This is a genomic window from Pseudomonas sp. TMP9, from assembly GCF_037943105.1.
GTDB lineage: Bacteria > Pseudomonadota > Gammaproteobacteria > Pseudomonadales > Pseudomonadaceae > Aquipseudomonas.
Genome location: NZ_CP149803.1, coordinates 1,104,933 through 1,127,124 on the forward strand (window position 1 = coordinate 1,104,933; position 22,192 = coordinate 1,127,124).

General features: G+C 59.6%; 21 protein-coding genes. 19 read left to right on the forward strand and 2 right to left on the reverse strand.

Going from position 1 to position 22,192, the window contains the following annotated elements; all coding sequences use genetic code 11:
- Window positions 1–36: 36 nt before the first annotated feature.
- From WF513_RS05250 to WF513_RS05260, 3 genes are read left to right on the forward strand one after another with little or no spacing between them, the layout of a single operon-like run.
- Window positions 37–303: an OadG family transporter subunit gene (locus tag WF513_RS05250; protein ID WP_339082117.1), complete on the forward strand. Its 267-nt coding sequence runs from the start codon at window positions 37–39 to the stop codon at window positions 301–303.
- A gap of 25 nt (window positions 304–328) precedes the next feature.
- Window positions 329–2,092: a sodium-extruding oxaloacetate decarboxylase subunit alpha gene (gene oadA, locus WF513_RS05255; RefSeq protein ID WP_339082120.1), complete on the forward strand. Its 1,764-nt coding sequence runs from the start codon at window positions 329–331 to the stop codon at window positions 2,090–2,092.
- An 11-nt stretch (window positions 2,093–2,103) separates the two neighbouring features.
- A complete protein-coding gene (locus tag WF513_RS05260) occupies window positions 2,104–3,240 on the forward strand; it encodes a sodium ion-translocating decarboxylase subunit beta (protein WP_339082122.1) in 1,137 nt (378 codons plus the stop codon).
- A gap of 157 nt (window positions 3,241–3,397) precedes the next feature.
- Here the strand turns inward: WF513_RS05260 and WF513_RS05265 are convergent, their stop codons facing one another.
- Window positions 3,398–3,715: an Arc family DNA-binding protein gene (locus tag WF513_RS05265; RefSeq protein WP_339082124.1), complete on the reverse strand. Its 318-nt coding sequence runs from the start codon at window positions 3,713–3,715 to the stop codon at window positions 3,398–3,400.
- A 389-nt stretch (window positions 3,716–4,104) separates the two neighbouring features.
- Here WF513_RS05265 and phnC point away from each other — a divergent pair, with 389 nt between their 5' ends.
- The 14 genes from phnC (at window position 4,105) to WF513_RS05335 (ending at window position 16,442) form a co-directional block, all read left to right on the forward strand.
- On the forward strand, window positions 4,105–4,941 hold the full coding sequence (phnC, locus tag WF513_RS05270) for a phosphonate ABC transporter ATP-binding protein (RefSeq protein WP_339082126.1): 837 nt from the start codon (window positions 4,105–4,107) through the stop codon (window positions 4,939–4,941).
- A 57-nt stretch (window positions 4,942–4,998) separates the two neighbouring features.
- Window positions 4,999–6,003: a phosphonate ABC transporter substrate-binding protein gene (gene phnD / locus WF513_RS05275; protein WP_339082128.1), complete on the forward strand. Its 1,005-nt coding sequence runs from the start codon at window positions 4,999–5,001 to the stop codon at window positions 6,001–6,003.
- A gap of 74 nt (window positions 6,004–6,077) precedes the next feature.
- On the forward strand, window positions 6,078–6,872 hold the full coding sequence (gene phnE / locus WF513_RS05280) for a phosphonate ABC transporter, permease protein PhnE (protein ID WP_136665821.1): 795 nt from the start codon (window positions 6,078–6,080) through the stop codon (window positions 6,870–6,872).
- A gap of 177 nt (window positions 6,873–7,049) precedes the next feature.
- Entirely contained in the window at window positions 7,050–7,754 is a 705-nt protein-coding gene (gene phnF / locus WF513_RS05285; RefSeq protein WP_339082131.1) for a phosphonate metabolism transcriptional regulator PhnF, read from the forward strand.
- Between the two features lie 12 nt (window positions 7,755–7,766).
- Window positions 7,767–8,228, forward strand: a complete 462-nt coding sequence (gene phnG, locus WF513_RS05290) for a phosphonate C-P lyase system protein PhnG (RefSeq protein ID WP_339082133.1) — start codon at window positions 7,767–7,769, stop codon at window positions 8,226–8,228.
- Window positions 8,228–8,839, forward strand: a complete 612-nt coding sequence (gene phnH, locus WF513_RS05295; RefSeq protein ID WP_339082135.1) for a phosphonate C-P lyase system protein PhnH — start codon at window positions 8,228–8,230, stop codon at window positions 8,837–8,839. Before phnG ends, phnH begins: the two co-directional genes overlap by 1 nt.
- On the forward strand, window positions 8,839–9,930 hold the full coding sequence (locus WF513_RS05300) for a carbon-phosphorus lyase complex subunit PhnI (RefSeq protein ID WP_339082137.1): 1,092 nt from the start codon (window positions 8,839–8,841) through the stop codon (window positions 9,928–9,930). The genes phnH and WF513_RS05300 overlap by 1 nt, the downstream gene beginning before the upstream one ends.
- On the forward strand, window positions 9,927–10,805 hold the full coding sequence (locus WF513_RS05305; protein WP_339082139.1) for an alpha-D-ribose 1-methylphosphonate 5-phosphate C-P-lyase PhnJ: 879 nt from the start codon (window positions 9,927–9,929) through the stop codon (window positions 10,803–10,805). The genes WF513_RS05300 and WF513_RS05305 overlap by 4 nt, the downstream gene beginning before the upstream one ends.
- The gene (phnK, locus tag WF513_RS05310) at window positions 10,802–11,611 is read left to right on the forward strand and encodes a phosphonate C-P lyase system protein PhnK (protein WP_339082141.1); all 810 of its coding nucleotides are present in this window, start codon (window positions 10,802–10,804) and stop codon (window positions 11,609–11,611) included. Before WF513_RS05305 ends, phnK begins: the two co-directional genes overlap by 4 nt.
- Window positions 11,612–11,777: 166 nt before the next feature.
- Window positions 11,778–12,497, forward strand: a complete 720-nt coding sequence (phnL, locus tag WF513_RS05315; RefSeq protein WP_339082143.1) for a phosphonate C-P lyase system protein PhnL — start codon at window positions 11,778–11,780, stop codon at window positions 12,495–12,497.
- Window positions 12,487–13,632 carry an alpha-D-ribose 1-methylphosphonate 5-triphosphate diphosphatase gene (locus tag WF513_RS05320; RefSeq protein ID WP_339082145.1) on the forward strand — a complete coding sequence of 382 codons (1,146 nt, stop codon included), beginning with the start codon at window positions 12,487–12,489 and terminating at the stop codon, window positions 13,630–13,632. Before phnL ends, WF513_RS05320 begins: the two co-directional genes overlap by 11 nt.
- Window positions 13,632–14,273 carry a phosphonate metabolism protein/1,5-bisphosphokinase (PRPP-forming) PhnN gene (gene phnN / locus WF513_RS05325; RefSeq protein ID WP_339082147.1) on the forward strand — a complete coding sequence of 214 codons (642 nt, stop codon included), beginning with the start codon at window positions 13,632–13,634 and terminating at the stop codon, window positions 14,271–14,273. Before WF513_RS05320 ends, phnN begins: the two co-directional genes overlap by 1 nt.
- Complete coding sequence (gene phnP / locus WF513_RS05330; RefSeq protein ID WP_339082149.1) at window positions 14,264–15,028, forward strand: phosphonate metabolism protein PhnP; 765 nt, start codon at window positions 14,264–14,266, stop codon at window positions 15,026–15,028. The genes phnN and phnP overlap by 10 nt, the downstream gene beginning before the upstream one ends.
- Before the next feature lie 193 nt (window positions 15,029–15,221).
- Complete coding sequence (locus WF513_RS05335; RefSeq protein WP_339082151.1) at window positions 15,222–16,442, forward strand: MFS transporter; 1,221 nt, start codon at window positions 15,222–15,224, stop codon at window positions 16,440–16,442.
- Between the two features lie 315 nt (window positions 16,443–16,757).
- Here WF513_RS05335 and WF513_RS05340 read toward each other — a convergent pair whose 3' ends face one another.
- Window positions 16,758–17,225, reverse strand: a complete 468-nt coding sequence (locus WF513_RS05340; RefSeq protein WP_339082153.1) for an Lrp/AsnC family transcriptional regulator — start codon at window positions 17,223–17,225, stop codon at window positions 16,758–16,760.
- 200 nt (window positions 17,226–17,425) lie between these two features.
- Here WF513_RS05340 and WF513_RS05345 point away from each other — a divergent pair, with 200 nt between their 5' ends.
- Together WF513_RS05345 and WF513_RS05350 are read left to right on the forward strand one after the other, a co-directional pair.
- Window positions 17,426–20,893 (forward strand): indolepyruvate ferredoxin oxidoreductase family protein, encoded by a 3,468-nt coding sequence (locus tag WF513_RS05345; protein ID WP_339082155.1) that lies wholly within the window; start codon window positions 17,426–17,428, stop codon window positions 20,891–20,893.
- 122 nt (window positions 20,894–21,015) lie between these two features.
- Window positions 21,016–22,068, forward strand: coding sequence for a Glu/Leu/Phe/Val dehydrogenase dimerization domain-containing protein (locus WF513_RS05350; RefSeq protein ID WP_339082157.1), 1,053 nt, complete (start codon window positions 21,016–21,018; stop codon window positions 22,066–22,068).
- The last annotated feature ends 124 nt before the right edge of the window (window positions 22,069–22,192 follow it).

Sequence of the window (22,192 nt, forward strand, 5' to 3'; positions counted from 1 at the left end):
TTAATACAGCTCGCGTGAGCGGGTAGTGGAGCCAAGATGACCCCTAGTGAACTCCTGCTCGAGGGTGTCGAACTCATGCTGTTCGGCTTGGGCTTCGTATTTCTCTTTCTGATCTTATTGGTGCTGATGATCCGCGTGATGTCGTGGGTCATCGGGCAGTTTACTGCGAAGACGCCAACCCCCGTATCGGCACCCTCAGCAGTCAAGCCGGCCTCCGATATGTCGAGCACCGATGTACCGAGCGCTGATGTGTTAGCTGCTATTCAATCCGCCATCCATCAGCACCGCGCCCGTCGTGGGTGAGTCAGGTTCGACAGGGAGCACCTCTATGACTGTCATAAAACAAGCACTCGGAATCACTGATGTGGTGCTGCGTGACGCCCACCAGTCCATTCTGGCCACCCGTGTGCGCCTAGAAGATATGCTGCCGATCGCATCTAAGCTCGATCAGGTCGGTTTTTGGGCAGTAGAAACTTGGGGCGGCGCGACCTTCGATGCCTGCATCCGTTACCTGGGTGAAGACCCATGGCAGCGTATCCGCGAGTTGAAAAAGGCCATGCCCAATACCCGCCAGCAGATGTTGCTGCGTGGGCAGAATTTGCTCGGCTATCGTCATTATGCCGATGACGTGGTGGAGAAATTTGTTGAGCGCGCCGCCTTTAACGGTGTCGATGTGTTCCGCGTATTTGATGCGATGAACGACCCGCGTAACCTGCAAACCGCGCTCAAAGCGGTCAAACAACTGGGCAAACATGCCCAAGGCACAATCTCCTACACCACCAGCCCGGTGCATACCTTGGAGATGTGGGTTGATCTGGCCAAACAGATTGAAGACATGGGCGCTGACTCTATCGCGATTAAAGACATGGCGGGCATTCTCAACCCCTACATTGCGTTTGATTTGGTCACGCGTTTGAAGGCGACCTTGTCCATCCCGGTTCATTTGCATTGCCATGCCACCGCCGGTTTGTCGACCGCCTCCATCGTCAAAGCGGTAGAGGCGGGCGTCGATAACGTCGATACGGCGATTTCCTCGCTGTCGATGACCTACGGCCATTCGCCGACTGAATCTGTGGTGGCAATTTTCCAGGGTTCCGAGCGTGACACCGGCTTAAACCTGCCGCTGCTTGAAGAAATCGCCGCCTATTTCCGTGATGTGCGGAAGAAATACGCCAAATTTGAAGGCAATCTCAAAGGTGTGGATTCGCGCATCTTAGTCGCCCAGGTGCCGGGCGGCATGCTGACTAATATGGAAAGCCAGCTGAAAGAGCAGGGCGCTGAAGATCGCTTTGACGAAGTGCTGGCAGAAATTCCGCGCGTGCGTGAAGACCTCGGCTTTATCCCGCTGGTCACTCCGACCTCGCAAATCGTCGGCACTCAGGCAGTGATCAATATATTGACCGGGGAGCGCTATAAGTCGATCACCAAAGAAACCGCCGGCGTACTTAAAGGTGAGTACGGCGCAGCGCCTGCGCCTTTCAATAAAGAGTTGCAAGCTCGGGTGTTGGCTGGTGCGGCTGCGATCACCTGCCGCCCGGCTGATCTGCTTGAAGCTGAAATGGATAAGCTCACCGCTGAGCTCAAAGGCATTGCCAAAGAGAAGGGCATCAAGCTTGCGGTCGATGAAATCGACGATGTACTGACCTATGCGTTGTTTCCACAGATCGGCCTGAAGTTCCTGGAAAACCGCGGTAATCCTGCGGCCTTTGAACCGGCGCCGACGGGTCAAGAAATACCTGTTCGTGAGGCCGGTAAGCCTGAGGTTTACACCGTTGAAGTGAGCGGCAAAGCCTATGTGGTGCAGGTTAACGAAGGTGGCGATATTCAGGGGCTTAAAGCTGTTGGCAGCGCCACTTCTGCAGCGGCGCCGGCGGGTGCAGGCGAGCCGCAGAATGCGCCGCTGGCCGGCAATATTTTCAAGGTCCTGGTGCAGCCAGGGCATGCCGTGGAAGAGGGGCAGCTGGTGATTATCCTCGAAGCCATGAAGATGGAAACTGAGATTCGCGCGTTCAAGGCTGGCACCATCGGTGCGGTCAACGTCAAGGTGGGCGACGCGGTGTCAGTGGGCGATAGCCTGCTGACCATCGGCTAAGGGGCGCGGTAATGGATAAGCTGCTCAAACTTTGGCAAAGCACGGGCCTGTATCACATCGAGGTGGGTCAGGTTTTTATGATCGCGGTGTGCATTCTGCTGATCTATATGGCGATCAAGAAGGGCTTCGAGCCGCTGCTGCTATTGCCGATTGGTTTTGGTGGCCTGCTGGCTAATATCCCGGTGGCCAATATGGCCGAGGGCAGTGGTTTCTTGCATATGATTTACGAGGTGGGCCTGCCTACCAGTATCTTCCCGCTGCTAATTTTCCTCGGCGTCGGCGCCATGACCGACTTCGGGCCGATGCTGGCCAACCCGAAAACCCTGTTGCTCGGTGCGGCGGCCCAGTTCGGCATCTTCGGTACGCTAATGGGAGCGCTGGCGCTGACGTCCCTAGGGATTCCTGGATTGGAATTCACCCTTAAAGAAGCTGCATCAATTGCCATCATCGGTGGCGCGGATGGTCCGACTTCCATTTTCGTCACTTCAAAACTGGCGCCACACCTGCTCGGCCCCATTGCGGTGGCCGCTTATGCCTACATGGCGCTGGTGCCGCTGATTCAGCCGCCCATCATGCGTGCGCTAACCACTAAAGAAGAGCGCGGCATCGTCATGCAGCAACTGCGCCCTGTTGGGCAAGCGGAGAAGATTATCTTTCCGATTATGTTGTGTTTGTTGATCGGCCTACTGCTGCCAGATGCCGCGCCGCTGATCGGCATGTTTGCACTCGGTAACCTGTTGCGCGAGGCGGGTGTGGTCGAGCGTTTGGCCGACACATCACGCAACGCGCTGATCAATATCGTGACCATCTTTCTCGGTTTGACTGTAGGTTCGAAGCTCTCGGCAGAATCATTCCTGCAACTCAGGACTTTAGGCATCCTAAGCTTGGGGATGGTTGCGTTCTGCGCCGGCACGGCTGCCGGGGTGTTGATGGCCAAGCTGATGAACCTGTTTAGCCACAACAAGATCAACCCGTTGATCGGTTCGGCTGGTGTGTCTGCGGTGCCGATGGCGGCGCGGGTGTCGAACAAGGTCGGCCTGGAAGCGAACCCGCAAAATTTCTTACTGATGCACGCTATGGGGCCCAACGTCGCTGGAGTGATTGGCTCGGCAGTAGCCGCAGGCGTGCTGCTCAGTTTTGTAGGCTGATTACCGCAATCAACAAAAACCGCCAAAATGGCGGTTTTTTGGGCCGGCTATTTATGGTGTGCAGCCTCTGGGCCGTTGCGATGCGCCGTTAAATGGCGCGGCTTTTTACCCATAACGAAAAAACCGGCCAGAAGCCGGTTTTCGTTGTGCAGTGCAATCAAGTTTCTTCGCTGGCCATCTCGGTGTCGTGGGCAATCAGTGCCACCAAGGCATTTTGCTGACGACGCGACAGCTGGCGAAAGCGTTGTAACAGCTCGCGCTCGTGCAAGGACAGCTCGCTGCTGTCTAGGCGCATATTGAGGTCATCACCCAGAGCACTCTCTTGGAGCATGCTTTGCTCGAGGCGAGCAATGATCTCCGAGTTCATGCTGCGGTGGTGGTTGCGTGCGACATCCGCAATGCGTTCGCGCATGCCATCAGGCAGTCGAACTACGAACTTGTCAGCCGTACGGCTGGAATAGAGTGCTGGTTTCATAGGGCGCGTACATTAAACCCGTTGGTTCAGGAAAGCGATGCTGGCAATGAGCTATGGATTGTCACCTTTCTGACCATCATTAGCACTAACCGTTCAGCCAAAAGGCCGCTTACATCACGTATGAATCTTCAGCTGAAGGTCTATAAATTGACGTCAATCTTGTGTCGCATTTTGCTTTGGACAACGGCGCAATGCCAGCGCTAGTCATCAGAAATGCGCTGCGCTATGCAAAAAGCTAAGAATTTGAGCCTCACCCAGCAAAAGCTTCAAACAATGGTCACCTAAGTGTCACGGCTTATTAACCGGTCTGACACACGATTTGCCTACCTTGGTTTACATCAGTAAGCGGCCTTGAGTCGCGGTGTAACCGTCAATAAAGGAGGCATTCCATGAGCGCAGTGATCCGGGTTGAGAGTCTGAACAAAACGTTCGGCCGTAAACAGGCGCTGTTTGACTTGGCGCTGTCTGTTGAGCCCGGTGAAATGGTCGCCCTCATCGGTGCATCGGGCTCCGGCAAATCGACCCTGCTGCGCCATGTTGCAGGCCTTGCCTGTTGTGATCGCAATGGCGGCGGCAGCATTCAGGTGCTAGGCCGTGAAGTGCAGGCCGAAGGTCGCTTGAATGGCGATGTGCGCCGGCTGCGCTCAGACATTGGCTACATCTTTCAGCAGTTTAATTTGGTTGGCCGTATCAGTGTGTTGCAGAACGTACTCTTGGGTTGCCTGGGGCGCATGCCGCGCTGGCGCGGCACGCTTGGCTTGTTCAATACCGAAGAAAAGCAGCGTGCCTTGCAAGCACTGGCTCGTGTTGGTTTGGCGGATTTAGCCCAGCAGCGCGCTTCAACTTTATCCGGCGGGCAGCAGCAGCGTGTGGCGATTGCCCGTGCCTTGTGCCAGCGCGCCAAAGTAATTCTGGCCGACGAGCCCATTGCCTCGCTGGACCCCGAATCCGCACGCAAGGTCATGCAGATTCTCGCCGACATCAACCGCGAAGACGGCACCACCGTGGTGGTCACCTTGCATCAGGTTGACTATGCCATGCGTTATTGCCAGCGCGCTGTGGCGTTGAAAGCGGGGCGTATTTATTTCGACGGTACCGCCGCCGAGCTGCATCCCAACTTCCTCAACGATCTCTATGGCGCCGAGCTTCAAGAAGAGCCGCTGCCCATCGAGAAAGCCCGCCGCGCACGCACACCGAAAGTACCGCTGGCTCTGGCCAAGGCCTGAGTTACGTCCGCTGTTATGCCAATCCCTGTATATCCATCCGCACTAGGAGTGCTTTGCATGTTCAAACGTATCAGTCGCGTTCTCGTCGCGTCCACGCTGCTGGCAGGCTCGGTTCTGGGCGCTGCTCAGGCCGCTGAGCAGGAGATCAACTTTGGCATCATTTCCACTGAGTCGTCGCAGAACCTCAAGACTATGTGGGACCCCTTCTTGGCGGACATGAGCCAGCAGACCGGCCTGAAGATCAATGCCTTCTTCGCCCCTGACTATGCAGGGATTATTCAGGGCATGCGTTTCGACAAAGTCGATATGGCGTGGTACGGCAACAAAGCGGCCATGGAAGCCGTAGACCGCGCCGGTGGTCAGGTATTTGCCCAGACCGTCGCCGCCAACGGCACTCAGGGTTATTACAGCCTGATGGTGGCGCACAAGGACAGCCCGATCAATTCGATCGAAGACATGCTGAAAAATGCTAAAGACCTGACCTTCGCCAACGGTGACCCGAATTCAACCTCGGGCTATCTGGTGCCGGGCTATTACGTGTTTGCGCAAAACAACGCCGACGCCAACAAGATCTTCAAACGCGCGCTTAACGGCAGCCATGAAGTCAACGCCCTGTCGGTGGCCAACAAGCAGATTGATATCGGCACCTTCAACAGCGAAGGCATGGAGCGTCTTGAAGTGACCGCGCCGGATAAGGCGGCACAACTGAAAGTGATTTGGACCTCGCCGCTGATTCCGTCAGACCCGATGGTATGGCGCAAGAACCTGGATGACGCCACCAAGAACAAACTGCGTACTTTCTTCAAAACCTACGGCGACAAGCCGGCTGAGATGAAGGTGCTTGAAGGCCTGCAATGGGCCAAGTTCAAGTCTTCGGATGACGATCAACTGCTGCCGATCCGTCAGTTGGAACTGTTCAAGAAACGCACCGAAGTGGCCAACAACGACAAACTTTCGGACAGCGACAAGCAAGTACAGCTCACAGAGCTGGACCGCGAGCTGGCCAAGCTGGAAAAGCGCCTGGCTGAAATCGCCAAGCAAAGCCCTGCCAGCGCGGGCTGATGGCCTGGGTCGGCTCGCCTTGCATGACCTAAGGGCGGGCCGATCGTCTTTGTCGTTTTAATCGAGAAGTCGTTATGACCACTTTGACTACCGCACCTGTGCCTGATTTATCGGCCAAGCGTTCCTGGACGCAGCTGATTGGCTGGGGGCTGTTCTTCGCCGTGCTGGCCTGGTCTTGGCAGGGCGCGGAGATGAATCCGCTCGGCCTGATCCGTGACTCCGGCAACATGGCGACCTTTGCTGCGGACTTCTTTCCGCCGGATTTCAGCAACTGGGAGCTGTACCTCAAGGAGATGATCGTCACCGTACAGATCGCCCTCTGGGGCACGGTGCTGGCGATTGTCTGCGCCATTCCGCTGGGCATTCTCTGCTCTGAAAATATTGTGCCGTGGTGGGTCTATCAGCCGATTCGCCGGGTGATGGATGCCTGCCGCTCAATCAATGAAATGGTCTTCGCCATGCTCTTTGTGGTGGCGGTGGGTCTCGGTCCATTCGCCGGGGTGCTGGCGCTATTCATCGGCACTACCGGGGTTTTGGCCAAGCTGTTTGCCGAGGCGGTGGAGGCGATTGATCCCGGCCCGGTCGAAGGTGTACGCGCCACTGGCGCCAGTGCCTTGCAGGAAGTGATCTACGGGGTGATCCCGCAAGTCCTGCCACTGTGGATTTCCTACTCGTTGTACCGCTTCGAGTCCAACGTGCGCTCGGCCACCGTGGTCGGCATGGTCGGGGCGGGCGGTATCGGGGTGATTCTTTGGGAGGCGATTCGTGGCTTCCAGTTCGCCCAAACCTGCGCCTTGCTGCTGGTGATCATCATGGTGGTGAGCGTGCTCGACATCATCTCTCAGCGTCTGCGTAAACAATTTATCTAGCAGGCTGTTGAAAACGTAGGCGAGGCAGCCAGCGCAAGGCAAAACAGGCGAAAAAGCGGAGTTTACGAGCTGTAAATGAGCATTTTGAGTCTGTTTTAACGCCGCGATGGCAACGCAGGTAGTTTCTCAACAGTCTGATAACGGAGATTGGGCATCTGCGGATGCCCTTTATTAGCCATGCACTTGTCTAGACAACCCGAGCCGCTGTACCGCGAACTGGCTGCCGTGCTGCGTGATGAGCTGCAGCACATGAGTCCTGGTGACTACTTGCCTGCGGAGGTGCAGTTGGCGGCGCGTTTTGCAGTAAATCGCCACACCTTGCGCCGCGCCGTCGATGAGCTGGTGCTCGAAGGCCGCTTGCTGCGTCAGCAGGGCAAAGGCACGCGGGTATTGGCCAAGCCGCTGATCTACCCAATGCAGGCCGCAAGCGCTTATAGCGCTTCGCTGTCGGCGCTCGGTCATCAGGTTGACGCGCAGCTGCTGCAACGCCGCGTGCGCCCGGCCAGCCATGAGGAGCGTGGCTACCTGCAATTGCCAGAAGGTGCGCAGCTGCTGGAATTGACCACCTTGCGCCTGATTGAAGGGCAGCCCGTCAGCTTGATTCGGCATGCCTTCAGCGTGCTTCACGCGCCGTTGTTGGCGGATTACCAGGGCGGCTCGCTGCGCCAGTACCTCAGCCAACGTGAACTACCGCTAACCCGCACCTTCAGTTTGATCGGCGCGCGCCTGCCCAGCCGTGAAGAGGCGGCGCGCTTAATGATGCCCAAACATGCGCCGCTGCTCAGCGTGCAAACCCTTTCCCGCGATCTGGCTGGCCAGCCGGTGGAGCTGTCGTTATCGACCAGCCGCGCCGACCGTTTCCAGTACCAGCTCGCTCTTTGATGGAGGCCTGTGATGAACCGCAACCTGTTGCACAGCGACCCGCAAATCGCCACACGTCAACGCTGGATGGGCGTGCTTGCCCGAGCTGGCACTGGCTTAACAGCCTATGAGTCGGCCCTGAAAGAAGCCGCGTACAGCCTGATCCGTGCGCCGGAGATCGGCATGACGCTCGTGCGTGGGCGCATGGGCGGCACCGGCAGCCCGTTCAACCTAGGGGAAATGACCGTGACCCGCTGTGTGGTGCGTCTGGCTGATGGCTGTACCGGTTACAGCTACGTGGCGGGCCGCGACAAGCAACATGCCGAACTCGCCGCACTGGCTGACGCGCATTTGCAAGGCCCTGCACAGCAGGCCTGGTTAACCCGAATGATTGAGCCGTTGGCTGCTGGCCAGCAGCGTCAATACGCCGCCAAAGCGGCAGAAACCGCAACGACCCAGGTTGAATTCTTCACCCTGGTTAGAGGAGAAGACTGATGAATGCGGCGAATAGCTCGCAATGGCTGCAACCGGCCTTCAACGACCCGGTGTTAGATGCGCAGGCCAGTTTTCGCAGCGCTCTCAAGGGGCTGGCAGAACCGGGCTTGCTGCAGCCGATGAATCGCGCCTTGGCCTTGGAAAACCTGCACCCGGCGACTTACGCCTTGTGCTTGGCCTTTCTCGATGGCGACACACCGTTGTGGCTGGCGCCCTGCTTTGATACCCCGGCGATTCGCGCCAACCTGTCATTCCACTGCGGCTGCCCGGTTGTTGCTGAACGTGAGCTGGCGCTGTTTGCCTTGCTTGATGAGGCGGGCGCCGATGATTTGTCTGCGTTCGACAACGGCAGCGAGCGCTATCCGGATCAATCCTGCACCCTGCTGATTCAACTCGATGCCCTGGAGGGCGGTGAGCACCTGCGCTGGCGTGGGCCGGGGATCAAGGATGTGCGTGCCGTCGAATTGCCGTTGCGCCCCAGCTTCTGGCAGCAGCGTCAGGCGCGCAGCGCATTTCCACGTGGCCTGGATGCCTTCTTTGCTGCTGGCGAACAGGTGATCGGTCTGCCACGCAGCACCCACGTGCTGCTCAATGCCGAGGAGGTGGCCTGATGTACGTTGCCGTCAAAGGTGGCGAGCGCGCCATCGACAATGCCCACCTGCTGCTGGCCAAAAAACGCCGTGGCGATACCGCGATTCCGGAACTCAGCGTCGATCAGGTGCGTGAGCAAATGCCCTTGGCTGTGGCCCGGGTGATGAGTGAAGGCTCGCTGTTCGACCCGCAGTTAGCCGCACTGGCCATCAAACAAGCGGCCGGCGACCTGATGGAGGCGATCTTCCTGCTGCGCGCCTACCGCACCACCTTGCCGCGCTTTGCCGCCAGCGTGCCGCTGGAAACCACGCAGATGCAACTGAGCCGGCGTATCTCGGCCACCTTCAAGGACCTGCCCGGTGGGCAGCTGCTCGGTCCGACCTTCGACTACAGCCATCGCCTGCTGGATTTTGCCTTGCTGGCTGAAGGCGAGCAGCCGGGACCGCACGTCGATCCATACGCTGAACTGTCGCCCTGCCCACGGGTACTCGACTTTCTTGCCGACGAAGGCCTGATGGCCCGCGAAGTCGACGACGGCGCCACGGTGCCCGATATCACCCGCGAGCCGCTGGATTTCCCCGCTAGTCGTGCTCAGCGCCTGCAGGCCTTAGCCCGTGGCGACGAGGGTTTTCTTCTGGCGCTGGGCTATTCCACCCAGCGCGGCTATGGCCGTAATCACCCGTTCGCCGGTGAGATTCGCATCGGCGAACTGGAGGTTTGGCTGGAGCCGGAAGAGCTGGGCTTTGCCGTGCCGCTGGGTGATATCGAAGTGACCGAGTGCGAAATGGTCAACCAGTTCGTCGGCGGCAAAGGCATCGATGCGCAATTCACTCGCGGCTATGGCCTGGCCTTTGGTTACGCCGAGCGCAAAGCCATGGGCATGGCCCTAGTCGACCGCTCGCTGCGCGCGGCCGAGTACGCCGAAGAAGTACAAGGGCCGGCGCAGCAGGAAGAGTTCGTGCTGATGCACTGCGACAACGTTGAGGCCGCAGGCTTCGTCTCGCACCTGAAGTTGCCGCACTACGTCGACTTCCAATCCGAGCTGGAGCTGATCCGCAAACTGCATACGCAGAAGCGTGAGCAGCCCGCCGCCGAGGAGCAGCGCACATGAATGCCCAGACCCAAACCCAGCCAGCCACCGAAGTGGGCTACAACTTCGCCTACCTCGATGAACAAACCAAAAGAATGATCCGCCGTGGTCTGCTTAAAGCCGTGGCGATTCCTGGTTACCAAGTGCCCTTCGGTGGGCGCGAGATGCCGCTGCCCTATGGTTGGGGCACCGGCGGCATGCAGCTGACTGCCGCGATCCTCGGCGCCGAGGATGTACTCAAGGTGATCGACCAAGGTGCGGACGACACCACTAACGCGGTGTCAATCCGGCGCTTTTTCGCCCGCACTGCTGGAGTGAAAACCACCACCCGTACGCCCGAAGCGACGGTGATCCAGACCCGCCACCGCATCCCGGAAACACCGCTGCACGGTGGTCAGATCATGGTTTATCAAGTGCCGATTCCCGAACCGCTGCGCTTTATCGAACCGTCGGAAACTGAGACCCGCACCATGCACGCGCTGGAAGATTACGGCGTGATGCACGTCAAGCTGTACGAGGACATCGCCACCTTCGGCCACATCGCCACCAGCTACGCCTACCCGGTGACGGTGGATGAGCGTTACGTGATGGACCCCTCGCCGATTCCTAAATTCGACAACCCCAAACTGCACATGAGCCCGGCGCTGATGCTGTTCGGTGCCGGCCGTGAGAAACGCTTGTATGCCGTGCCGCCCTTTACCCGCGTAGTGAGTTTGGATTTCGACGACCACCCGTTCGCGATTCAAAGCTGGGATGAGTGCTGCGCGTTCTGTGGCAGCCATGACTCCTATCTGGATGAGCTGATTGTCGACGACGCCGGCAGCAAGCGCTTTGTCTGTTCCGACACCGATTACTGCATGCAACGCCGCGATCTTGAAGAGGAGGGTGCGCAATGAGTGCGGCCGAGAAATTACAGCTGCACAACGAGCCCGTGCAGCCGCTGTTCAGTGTGCGCGATTTGAGCCTGTTGTATGGCCCGGAGAAGGGCTGCCAGGGTGTGTCGTTTGATCTGTATCCGGGTGAGGTGCTGGGTATTGTCGGTGAGTCGGGCTCGGGCAAGTCGACCCTGCTCAGTCTGCTCTCCGGGCGCTGCCCGCCGGATCGCGGCACGGTCAGTTATCGCGACACGAACGGCAACTGGGTTGATCTGTACAGCGCCAGTGAAGCGCAACGGCGCACCTTGCTGCGCACCGAGTGGGGCTTTGTTGAGCAGAACCCGCGTGACGGCCTGCGCATGGGCGTGTCGGCCGGCGCCAATATCGGCGAACGTTTGATGGCTCAAGGCGTGCGCCATTACGGCGAATTGCGCGCTGCCGGCATCGATTGGCTGAGCCAGGTGGAAATCGATCCACTGCGCATCGACGACCTGCCGCGCACCTTCTCTGGCGGCATGCAGCAGCGTTTGCAGATTGCCCGCAATCTGGTCTCCAGCCCTCGCCTGATCTTTATGGACGAGCCCACCGGCGGCCTTGATGTGTCGGTACAGGCACGCCTGCTCGACCTGCTGCGCAGCTTGGTGCGCGAGCTGGACCTGGCGGTGGTCATCGTCACCCATGATCTTGCAGTGGCGCGCTTGCTGGCGGATCGGCTGATGGTGATGCGTCGCTCACATGTGGTGGAAGCCGGGCTGACCGATCAGATTCTCGACGATCCGCAGCATCCCTATTCGCAGCTGCTGGTGTCGTCAGTCTTGCAGCCTTAACGCGGTGCTTGTCTCCCCTCTCCCGCATGCGGGAGAGGGGCCGGGCGAGAGGGCCTGTGCACCGCCCCGAGTCGCCTGTAACACCCTCTCTCCAGCCCTCTCCCATGCATGGGAGAGGGGGTAGATCGCGCATGGCATCGGCAAATTATTGGTATCTGAGGTTTATATGAATACGCTTATCGAGGTCTCCGACCTCAGCAAGACTTTCACCCTGCACCAGCAGCATGGCGTGGTGCTGAATGTATTGAACGGCCTGAGCTTCAGTGTGCGTGCCGGCGAGTGCTTGGTGTTGCACGGGCAATCTGGCGCAGGCAAGTCGACCTTGCTGCGTACCCTTTACGGTAACTACCTGGCAGCAGGCGGCAGCATCCGCATGCTGCACGACGGCGCTTGGGTTGATTTGGTCGGTGCCGAGCCGCGTCAGGTGTTGGCCGTGCGCAGGCAAACCTTGGGCTATGTCAGCCAGTTTTTGCGGGTGATTCCGCGTGTCGTCACCCTGGATGTGGTGATGGAGCCTGCCCTCGCCCGTGGCTGGAGCAAGACCGACGCGCAGGCGCGGGCCGAGCGCTTGCTGAGTCGCCTAAATATCCCACAAGCCTTGTGGCAGCTGGCGCCTGGCACTTTCTCTGGCGGCGAGCAGCAACGGGTAAATATTGCGCGCGGCTTTATGGTCGCCTGGCCGCTGATGCTGCTGGATGAGCCAACGGCCTCACTGGATGACGCCAACCGCCGAGTGGTGCTGGAACTGATCAACGAGGCCAAAGCGGCGGGTAGCGCATTGATCGGCATCTTCCACGACCGCGCTGCCCGCGAGGCAGTGGCCGATCGTTTCCTCGATATGACCCCCGATGCAGCGCCCAAGCAGGAGTATGTGTATGCCAGCTGAACAAATTTTTACCCATGCGCGGGTGGTCACGGCCGAACAGGAGTTCGTCGGCACGGTGGTACTGCGTGATGGCGTGATTGCGCAGGTGGAAGAGGGCATTAGTGGCTTGCCCCACGCTATCGATTTTGGCGGCGACTACCTGCTGCCGGGTCTGGTCGAACTGCACACCGACAACCTGGAAAAGTACATGAGCCCGCGCCCCGGCGTGGACTGGCCGTCCGCTTCGGCGGTGCTGACCCATGATGCGCAGATTGTTTCTGCGGGCATCACTACGGTGTTCGATGCCCTGGCGATTGGCGACGTTAACCCGCGTGGCAAGCGCATGCAGCAGCTGCCGGCCATGCTCGAAGCCATCGCCGCGGCGGCCACAGCCGGGCTCCTGCGTGCCGATCACCGTCTGCACCTGCGTTGTGAGTTGTGCCACCCGGATAGCCTGGCGGTGTTCCGTGATCTGGTGGAACACCCGCAGGTAGCGCTGGTCTCGGTGATGGATCACTCGCCAGGCCAGCGCCAGTTCGCCAAGGAAGATAAATACCGTGAGTACTACATGGGCAAATACCACCTGAGCGAGGCGGAGATGGACGCCTTTGTCAAAGAGCAGGTGGCCAACTCCCTCGAGTTCAGCGACCGTTATCGCCGGGCGATTGTCGAGGACTGCCATGCCCGTGGTTTGTCAGTGGCCAGCCACGATGACGCGACCCTGGCCCATGTGCAGGAATCGGCTGGTTTTGGCATGTCCATCGCTGAATTCCCCACCACCTTAGAGGCCGCCAAGGCCAGCCATCAGCTGGGTTTAAAGGTATTAATGGGCGCGCCAAATATCGTTCGCGGCGGCTCGCACTCGGGCAATATCGCCGCTGCCGAACTGGCCCGTCATGGGGTGCTGGATATCCTCTCCAGCGACTATTACCCGGCCAGCCTGTTACAGGCCGCTTTTATGCTGGCCGCACAAGACAACGGTTATGATCTGCCCCGGGCAATTGCCACCGTCAGTCGCCAGCCGGCCCATGCGGCGGGGCTGCATGATCGCGGTGAAATCCGTGTCGGCCTGCGTGCTGATCTAGTTCACGCCAAGCTGCACGGAGGCCAGGCGGTGATTCAGCAAGTGTGGCGACAAGCCAATAGGGTGTTCTGATGAGCGGCAGGTTGATCTATTTGATGGGGCCTTCAGGCTCGGGCAAGGACAGCCTGTTGAATGCCGCGCGTGAGCGTCTAGCCGCGCGTGATTGCGTGATTGTGCGACGAGTGATCACCCGTTCGGCGGAAGCGGTCGGTGAGGACGCCATTGGCGTTTCCCCGGCCGAATTCGATCAGCAGGAGGCTGCTGGCGGTTTTGCCCTGAGCTGGCGCGCCAATGGCCTGGCCTACGGCATCCCGAGGCAGATAGATGACTGGTTAGCGGTGGGGCAGGATGTGTTGGTCAATGGTTCGCGCGGCTACCTACCCACGGCGCGCGCGCGCTACCCAGAGCTGCAGGCCATCCTTTTGCAGGTCGATGAAGCCGCGCTGCGTCAGCGTCTGCAAGCTCGCGGACGGGAAAGTGCCGAACAGATTGAGGCCCGCCTGGCACGCAGCCGCGAACTGCAACCGCTCCCTCGCCCCTCCGGGGACGACTGCAGGGATGCAGGAGGTAGGGCGACGCAGGATGCTCAAGCCGAGAGGGCTGGGGAGAGGGGAGAGGCCGAATCGCAATGGTTGCTGAATAACTCCGGGCCGCTCGAGCAAACAGTTACCCAGCTGCTGCAACTGCTTAGCGATGCCCGCACATGCGCCTGACCCTGCTCGGCACGGGCAATGCACGGCAGGTGCCGGTGTACAACTGCAACTGCGTGGCCTGCGACAGCGCGCGGGTCTATCCCGCACGCCGCCGCGGCCCCTGCAGTGCGCTGATCGAGTGCGGTACGCAGCGCTGGCTGATTGATGCGGGCTTGACCGACCTGGCTGAGCGCTTCCCGCCGCATAGCTTGAGCGGCATTCTGCAAACCCATTACCACGCCGACCATGCCCAAGGTTTACTGCACCTGCGCTGGGGTCAGGGGTTGATTATCCCGGTGCATGGCCCGGATGATCCGGAAGGGCTAGCCGACCTCTACAAACACCCCGGCATCCTTGATTTCAGCCAGCCTTTTGCAGCGTTCGAACAGCGCCAGTTAGGCGCGTTAAGCGTCACGGCGCTGCCGCTGAATCACTCCAAGCCGACGCTGGGTTATTTGTTCGAGAGCCCAGCGGTCAATGGCGAGCGCCAGCGCATGGCCTATCTCACCGACACCCTCGGCGTGCCGGACGCCAGTGCCGCCGTGCTGATGCAGCAGCCGCTGGATCTGCTGGTGCTGGACTGCTCCACCGCGCCGCAAATCATTGCGCCGCTCAACCACAACGACCTAACCCGCGCACTGGAAGTGGTTGAGCATGTGCAGCCCAAGCAGACCGTGCTGACTCATATTGGCCACAGCTTCGATGCCTGGCTGCTGGATAACCCGAATGCTCTGCCGTCAGGCGTGAGTCTGGCTTTTGACGGGCAGGTGTTATGAATAACACCCAGTGTGTAGGGTGGGTTAGCCGCCCAACGCATATGCCGGGTTGTACGCGATATGGGGTGCGGTGTAACCCACCATTGGCGCAACGCGTTCTATTGCCTGGCGGGTTACACGCCGCGCCGTTTTCGCGGTTGGCTTTTCGAGTGGTGCTCGGCGTCGCTAACCCACCCTACGTGTCGGTGGTGTTATGACTAGCGCTCGCCGCATCACCCTGCTGCTGTGCGGTGCACAAACCTTGGGCATGGCCGGCTTTGCGTTGTTCGCCGCACTGTTGCCAGACTTTCAGGCGTTGTGGGGGTTGAGCAACACCCAGGCGGGCTGGATCGGAGGCGGTTTCTTTCTCGGCTATATGGTTGCGGTGCCGATTCTCACCGGGCTGACCGACAAATACGATGCGCGGCAGATCTACCTGGCTGCGATGCTGTTAACAGCGGTGGCCAATGCCGGCTTTGTTTTCGCTGATGGCTTCTGGTCGGCGCTGGCCTGGCGGGTGCTGGCAGGGATCGGCATGGCGGGCACTTATATGCTGGGGCTCAAGGCCTTGTCCGAGCGTATCGAGGGGCCGGCGCAATCTCGTGCAATCGCGATTTATACGGCAAGCTTCGGCTTGGGCACGGCGCTGTCTTTTATCCTCGCCGGCGAGTTGGCCAAGGTCGGCGGCTGGCATTTGCCCACCTTGCTCAGCGGCGTGTGCGCGTTGCTGGCCTGGGCGATGGTCTATTGGGGTTTGCAGCCCAAGGCGGTGGTGCAGCATGCGCCGCGCAAACTGTTGGACCTGGCCCCGCTGAAAAGCCGCGCGGTGGCGGCCTACTGCGTAGCTTATGCGGTGCATAACCTTGAGCTGTTTGCCCTGCGCGCTTGGGTAGTGGCCTTTGTGGTGTTTTCGGGTCACTTACAGGGCCGCGATCCCTGGCTCTCTGGCACGTGGGTGGCGATGTTGGTAACCCTGATTGGCATGCCGGCGAGCATCTTCGGTAATGAACTGGCACTGCGTTTCGGCCGGCAACGCTGGCTGATCGCCGTGATGCTCAGTTCGACCATGCTGGCGCTGTTTATCGGTCTCAGTGCTGCCTTACCGTTCTGGCTGATGCTGGTGCTGGTGCTTCTTTACAGCGTCACCGTGACCGCTGATTCAGCGTCATTGACTGCTGGCCTGATAGCCGTTGCACCGGCCAGCCACCGTGGCGCGGCCATGGCGCTGTATTCCTGCACGGGCTTTAGCGGCGCCCTTCTTGGTCCGCTGCTATTCGGCATTAGCCTGGACCTACTGGGCGACAAGAGTCTGCTTGGCTGGTGGGCCGCGTTTACCCTGATGGGTCTGCTACTGCTACTCGGCCCGCTGGCGTTGTGGTGGGCGGGAAGGGCGCAGCCCAACAGCGCCTTACTGCAGCGTGCACAGACTTTATAAAGCCACGATGTGCAGTTCGTAGGGTGGGTTAGCTGCTTACTGCGCTTGTCAGGTGTCACGTGACTTGGGGCGCGGTGTAACCCACCATCGGCGCAACGTGTTCGATTGTCTGGTGGGTTACGCGCCGCGCTGCTATCGAAGTTGAATTGTCGAGTGGTGTTCGGCGTCGCTAACCCACCCTACGAGTCTGCGTTTGCCAGATGTTATGCAACCTTGGGTGCTGCGCTTTAGCCGCGATAAACCGCCAGTAGCCCGGATGCAATCCGGGGAGTCTTGCAGTCCATGCCCCGGATTACATCCGGGCTACAAAAATGCTCAATCCAACGGCAACTCGGTGGTGCGCTTCACCTCGCTCATGGCGATGTGCGAGTGCGCTTCGTGCACATGCGGGCGTTGCAGCAGGTGATCGCGCAGAAAGCGCTCGTAGCTGGCGATGTCCTTGGCCACCACCTTGAGCAGGTAGTCCGAGCCGCCGGCCATGGTGAAGCACTCCAGCACCTCCGGGTAGCCGACCACGGCTTTCTCGAATTCTTCCAGGTTGCTGCGCCCGTGCGCCGAGAGCTTGATGTCGACAAATACGGTGATGCTAAAGCCCAGTTGCTTGTGGCTGAGCAGGGCCACCTTGCGCTCGATAATGCCGTCTTCCTGCATGCGGTGAATCCGCCGCCAGCAAGGCGATTGTGACAACTCGACCTTTTCGGCGATCTCGGCGGCTGAGAGGTCGGCGTTACGTTGCAGCAGGCGGAGAATCTTGCGATCAATGGGGCTGAGTTTTTCTTGCATGACTGTTTCCATTTTTTTGTATTTATTGGATTAATCATGCGCAGTATTTGAATAACAGCCAGCAAAAAGAAAGAAATTCTCAGTACTGCTCGGTCATATTCTTAGCCATGCGCCTGTGTGGTGATCCCGCACTAGGCTTAACAAGGCTGGCATTCACCGGTGCCAGCCCCGCTCGCCAAAATAATAAAAGGAGCGCAGATATGTCCCTGGCCGAGATCCGCCTGGATGATAAGTACCGCCTTGCTACCGGTCACCTCTACCTGACCGGCACCCAGGCGCTGACCCGCCTGCCGATGCTGCAGAAGCAACGCGACGCCGCCCATGGCCTGAATACCGCGTGCTTTATTTCCGGCTATCGGGGCTCGCCCTTGGGCAACCTCGACAAGAGCCTGTGGGATGCCAAGCAGTACCTCAAAGACAACCACATCCACTTCCAGCCGGGCGTCAACGAAGAATTGGCTGCCACCTCGGTGTGGGGCAGCCAGCAAACCAGCCTGTTCCCCGGTGCACGCTACGACGGCGTGTTTGCCATGTGGTACGGCAAAGGCCCGGGTGTGGACCGTTGCGGTGATGTGTTCAAGCACGGTAACTCGGCCGGCGTTTCTGAGCACGGTGGCGTGCTGCTGCTGGCCGGCGACGACCATGGCTGTAAATCCTCCAGCATCGCCAACCAGAGCGAGCATGCGTTTATCGCCGCCTCGATTCCGGTGCTTAATCCGGCCAACGTTCAGGAAATTCTCGACTACGGCATCATCGGCTGGGCGCTGTCGCGCTACAGCGGCTGTTGGGTGGCGCTGAAAACCATCGCCGAAAACGTCGATTCCTCCGCCGTAGTGGATGTCGATCCGCTGCGCATTCAGGTAAACATCCCCGAAGACTTCCAGCTGCCGGAAGACGGTGTGTACATCCGTTGGCCCGACCCGCCCTTGGCTCAAGAAGCGCGCCTCAATACCTACAAAATTTACGCCGCCCGTGCTTTTGCTCGAGCGAATAACCTTAATCGGGTGATGCTCGATTCGCCCAATCCGCGTCTGGGGATTGTCACCACCGGCAAGTCCTATTTGGATGTGCGTCAGGCCTTGGATGACCTTGGCTTAGATGAAACGCTGTGCGCTCAAGTGGGGCTGCGCGTGCTCAAGGTTGGCATGAGCTGGCCGCTGGAGCCGGTGTCGGTGCATGAGTTTGCCGAAGGCCTGGATGAAATTCTGGTGGTCGAGGAAAAGCGCAGCATCATCGAAGACCAGCTTACCGGCCAGCTCTACAACTGGCCGGTGGGCAAGCGCCCGGTGGTGGTGGGCGAGTTCGACGAGGCCGGCCATTCGTTGCTGCCGAACCTCTCTGAACTGACGCCGGCGATGATCGCCCGCGCCATCGCCAAACGCCTCGCGCCGATCTACAGCAGTGCCAGCATTGATGAGCGTCTGGCATTTCTCGCCGCCAAAGAAGCCTCGCTGGCAGCGCCCAAACATACCACCCTGCGGACGCCGCATTTTTGCTCCGGCTGCCCGCACAACACCTCGACCAAACTGCCGGAAGGCAGCCGCGCTCAGGGCGGTATCGGTTGCCACTACATGACCCAGTGGATGGACCGTAACACCGACACCTTTACCCAAATGGGCGGCGAGGGCGCGACCTGGATCGGCCAGGCGCCGTTTACCGACACCCCGCACATCTTCCAAAACCTCGGCGACGGCACCTACTTCCACTCCGGCCATCTGGCTGTCCGCGCTGCCGTGGCGGCCGGGGTGAATATCACCTACAAGATCCTCTACAACGATGCGGTAGCGATGACTGGCGGGCAGCCGATTGACGGCGAACTGCGGGTTGACCAACTCAGCCAGCAAGTGTTTTTCGAGGGCGTTAAGCGTATTGCGCTGGTGACCGATGAGCCGGAGAAATACCCGGATCGCAGCACCTTCGCGCCTATCGTCACTTTCCATCATCGCCGCGATCTGGATGCGGTGCAGCGTGAGCTGCGCGAGTTCAAGGGTTGCTCGGTGATCATCTATGACCAGACCTGCGCCACCGAGAAACGCCGTCGGCGCAAGCGCGGCAAGCTAGTCGACCCGCAGAAGCGCGCTTTTATCAACCCGGCGGTGTGCGAAGGTTGTGGTGATTGCAGCGTCAAATCCAACTGCCTGTCGGTGTTGCCGCTGGAAACCGAAGTAGGGCGTAAGCGCGAGATCGACCAGAATTCCTGTAACAAGGATTTCAGCTGCGTTGAGGGCTTCTGCCCAAGCTTTGTCACCGTGCACGGCGGCAGCCTGCGCAAACCGCAAGCGGTGGGTTTGAGTGCGCTGTTTATTGCCTTGCCAGAGCCGCGTCAGCCGACACTTGAGCGGCCTTGGAATATCCTCTTGCCCGGCGTTGGCGGCAGTGGTGTGACCACCGTTGGCGCATTGCTTGGCATGGCTGCGCACATCGAAGGCAAGGGCTGCAGCGTGCTCGATCAAGCCGGCTTGGCGCAGAAATTCGGCCCGGTGATCACCCATATCCGCATTGCCGCCAAGCAGGACGATATCTTTGCTGTGCGTATCGCTGCCGGGGAAACTGACCTGCTGCTGGGTTGCGACTTGGTGGTAGCGGCCAGCGAAGAGGCCTTAGCCAAGCTAAATGACAAGATCGCTCATGCGGTGGTCAACAGCCATGAAGCCGCCACCGCAGAGTTCACCCGTAACCCGGACGCTCAGGTGCCCGGTGCGGCCATGCGTGAAGCGCTGCTCGAAGCGGTGGGCGCGAGCAAGACTCACTTTGTCGATGCCAGCCGCCTGGCCACGCGCCTGCTTGGCGACAGCATCGCCACCAATATGTTTATGCTCGGTTTCGCTTACCAAAAGGGTTTGGTGCCGGTGTCTGCCGAAGCCATCAACAAGGCCATCGAGTTGAATGCGGTGGCTGTGCAACTTAATCAACAGGCGTTTCTTTGGGGCCGTCGTGCCGCCCATGATGCGACCGCCGTTGAGCGCCTGGCCAAGCCTGAGGTGATTGAGGCGCCGCGTTGCCAGACCTTGGACGAAATCATCGCTGACCGCGTGGTACGTCTGACTGCCTACCAGAACGCCGCCTACGCCGAGCGTTATCGCGAGCAGGTGGCGCGTGTGCAGCACGTCGACAAGAGCGCTGATCAGGCGCTGAGCAAGGCCGTGGCGCGTTATTACTTCAAGCTGCTGGCCTACAAGGACGAGTATGAAGTGGCGCGGTTGTACAGCGACGGCAGCTTTATCCGCCAACTGGAGGCGCAGTTCAGCGGCGACTACCGCTTGGAATTCCATCTGGCACCCAGCTGGCTGAGCACGCCGGACGCCAGTACCGGCGAGCCGCGCAAGCGTCAGTTTGGCGCTTGGATGCTCACGGCCTTCGGCGTGCTGGCTAAATTCAAGTTTCTGCGTGGCACACCGCTGGATGTATTCGGCTACAGCGCTGAGCGCAAGATGGAGCTGGAGTTGATCGACGACTATGAGCAGAGCCTGGATTACCTGCTCAAGGAGATCAACGCTGACAACTACCGTACCGCAGTGGCCCTGGCTGAGCTGCCGGAGCAGATCCGCGGCTATGGCCACGTCAAAGAGCGCAGCCTGGCCAAGGTGCGCGAGCAAAGCAGCCAGCTCAAGGCGCGCATGCTGGTCAGCGAGATTCAAGCGATTCAGCTTTTCGAGCCGGCTGCCTAAATTACCCTCTCCTCAACCCTCTCCCGCAGGCGGGAGAGGGAGCTACATGCACCCCTCGCCCATTTACGGGAGAGGGTGCCTTAACCAAGCTACAACAACCAACAGACAGCCAAGGAACCCCCATGTCCGTGTTTTCTCATATCGATTTCGACCACCACGAACAGGTGGTCTATGGCCACGAGAAGGCCAGCGGCCTGAAGGCGATTATTGCCATTCATAACAGCAACCTTGGCCCGGCCCTCGGCGGTTGCCGCATGTGGAATTACGCCAATGATGATGAAGCGCTGCGCGATGTGCTGCGCTTGTCGCGCGGCATGACCTACAAATCAGCCTTGGCCAACTTGCCGCTGGGTGGCGGTAAAGCGGTGATTATCGGTGACCCGCACACCGGCAAAAGCGCGGCGCTGTTCCAGGCCATGGGTGATTTTGTCGACAGTCTCGGTGGGCGCTACATCACCGCCGCCGACTCCGGCACCGGGGTTGCAGAAATGCAGATCATGGCTGAGCGTACCCGCCACGTATCCGGTGCTGAATCGCGTGAAGCCATCGCCGGTGGCACGCGCAATGGCGATCCGTCACCGGCCACGGCTTTTGGGGTGTTTATCGGTATTCAAGCAGCGGTCAAACACCGTTTGCAGCGTGATGATTTGCGCGGCCTCAAAGTAGCGATTCAAGGCGTCGGGCAGGTGGGCTTTGATCTCGCCCGGCAATTGAGGGAAGCCGGTGCCGAGCTGTGGGTAAGCGATATTGTCGAGGCCAATGTGCGCCGTGCTGTCGAGCAACTGGGCGCAACTGCCGTCACCCAGCAGGCGATTTTTGCCTTGGATGTCGATGTGTTCGCACCGTGCGCCATGGGCGGCATCATCAACCAACAAACCCTGGAGGTCCTGCGCGCGCCGATTATCGCCGGGGCTGCCAACAACCAGTTGGCCGATGCCAGCCTGGCGCAAACGCTGCGCCGTAACGAGTGCTTGTATGCGCCGGATTACGCCATTAATGCCGGCGGTATTATTGATGTCTACTACGGCCGCAGCGGCGGCAGCGCCGCGCAACTTAAGGCGCATATCGAGGGGATTGGCGTGACGCTAACGCAGATATTCCAGCGCTCAGATGCAGCCGGTAAAACTACCACGCAGATTGCCGACCAGCTGGCCGAAGAGCGCTTCGCCGGCTAAGCCAGTGGTCGCGTCACGCATTTAAGTCAGCGGCCAATGCCTTCGCCACACGTTGCCCGCTCATCATTAATAAGCGCTTGAGGGCGAAACGTTGCCCCGCTTAGTCAGCCTGTTGGCACAGCGA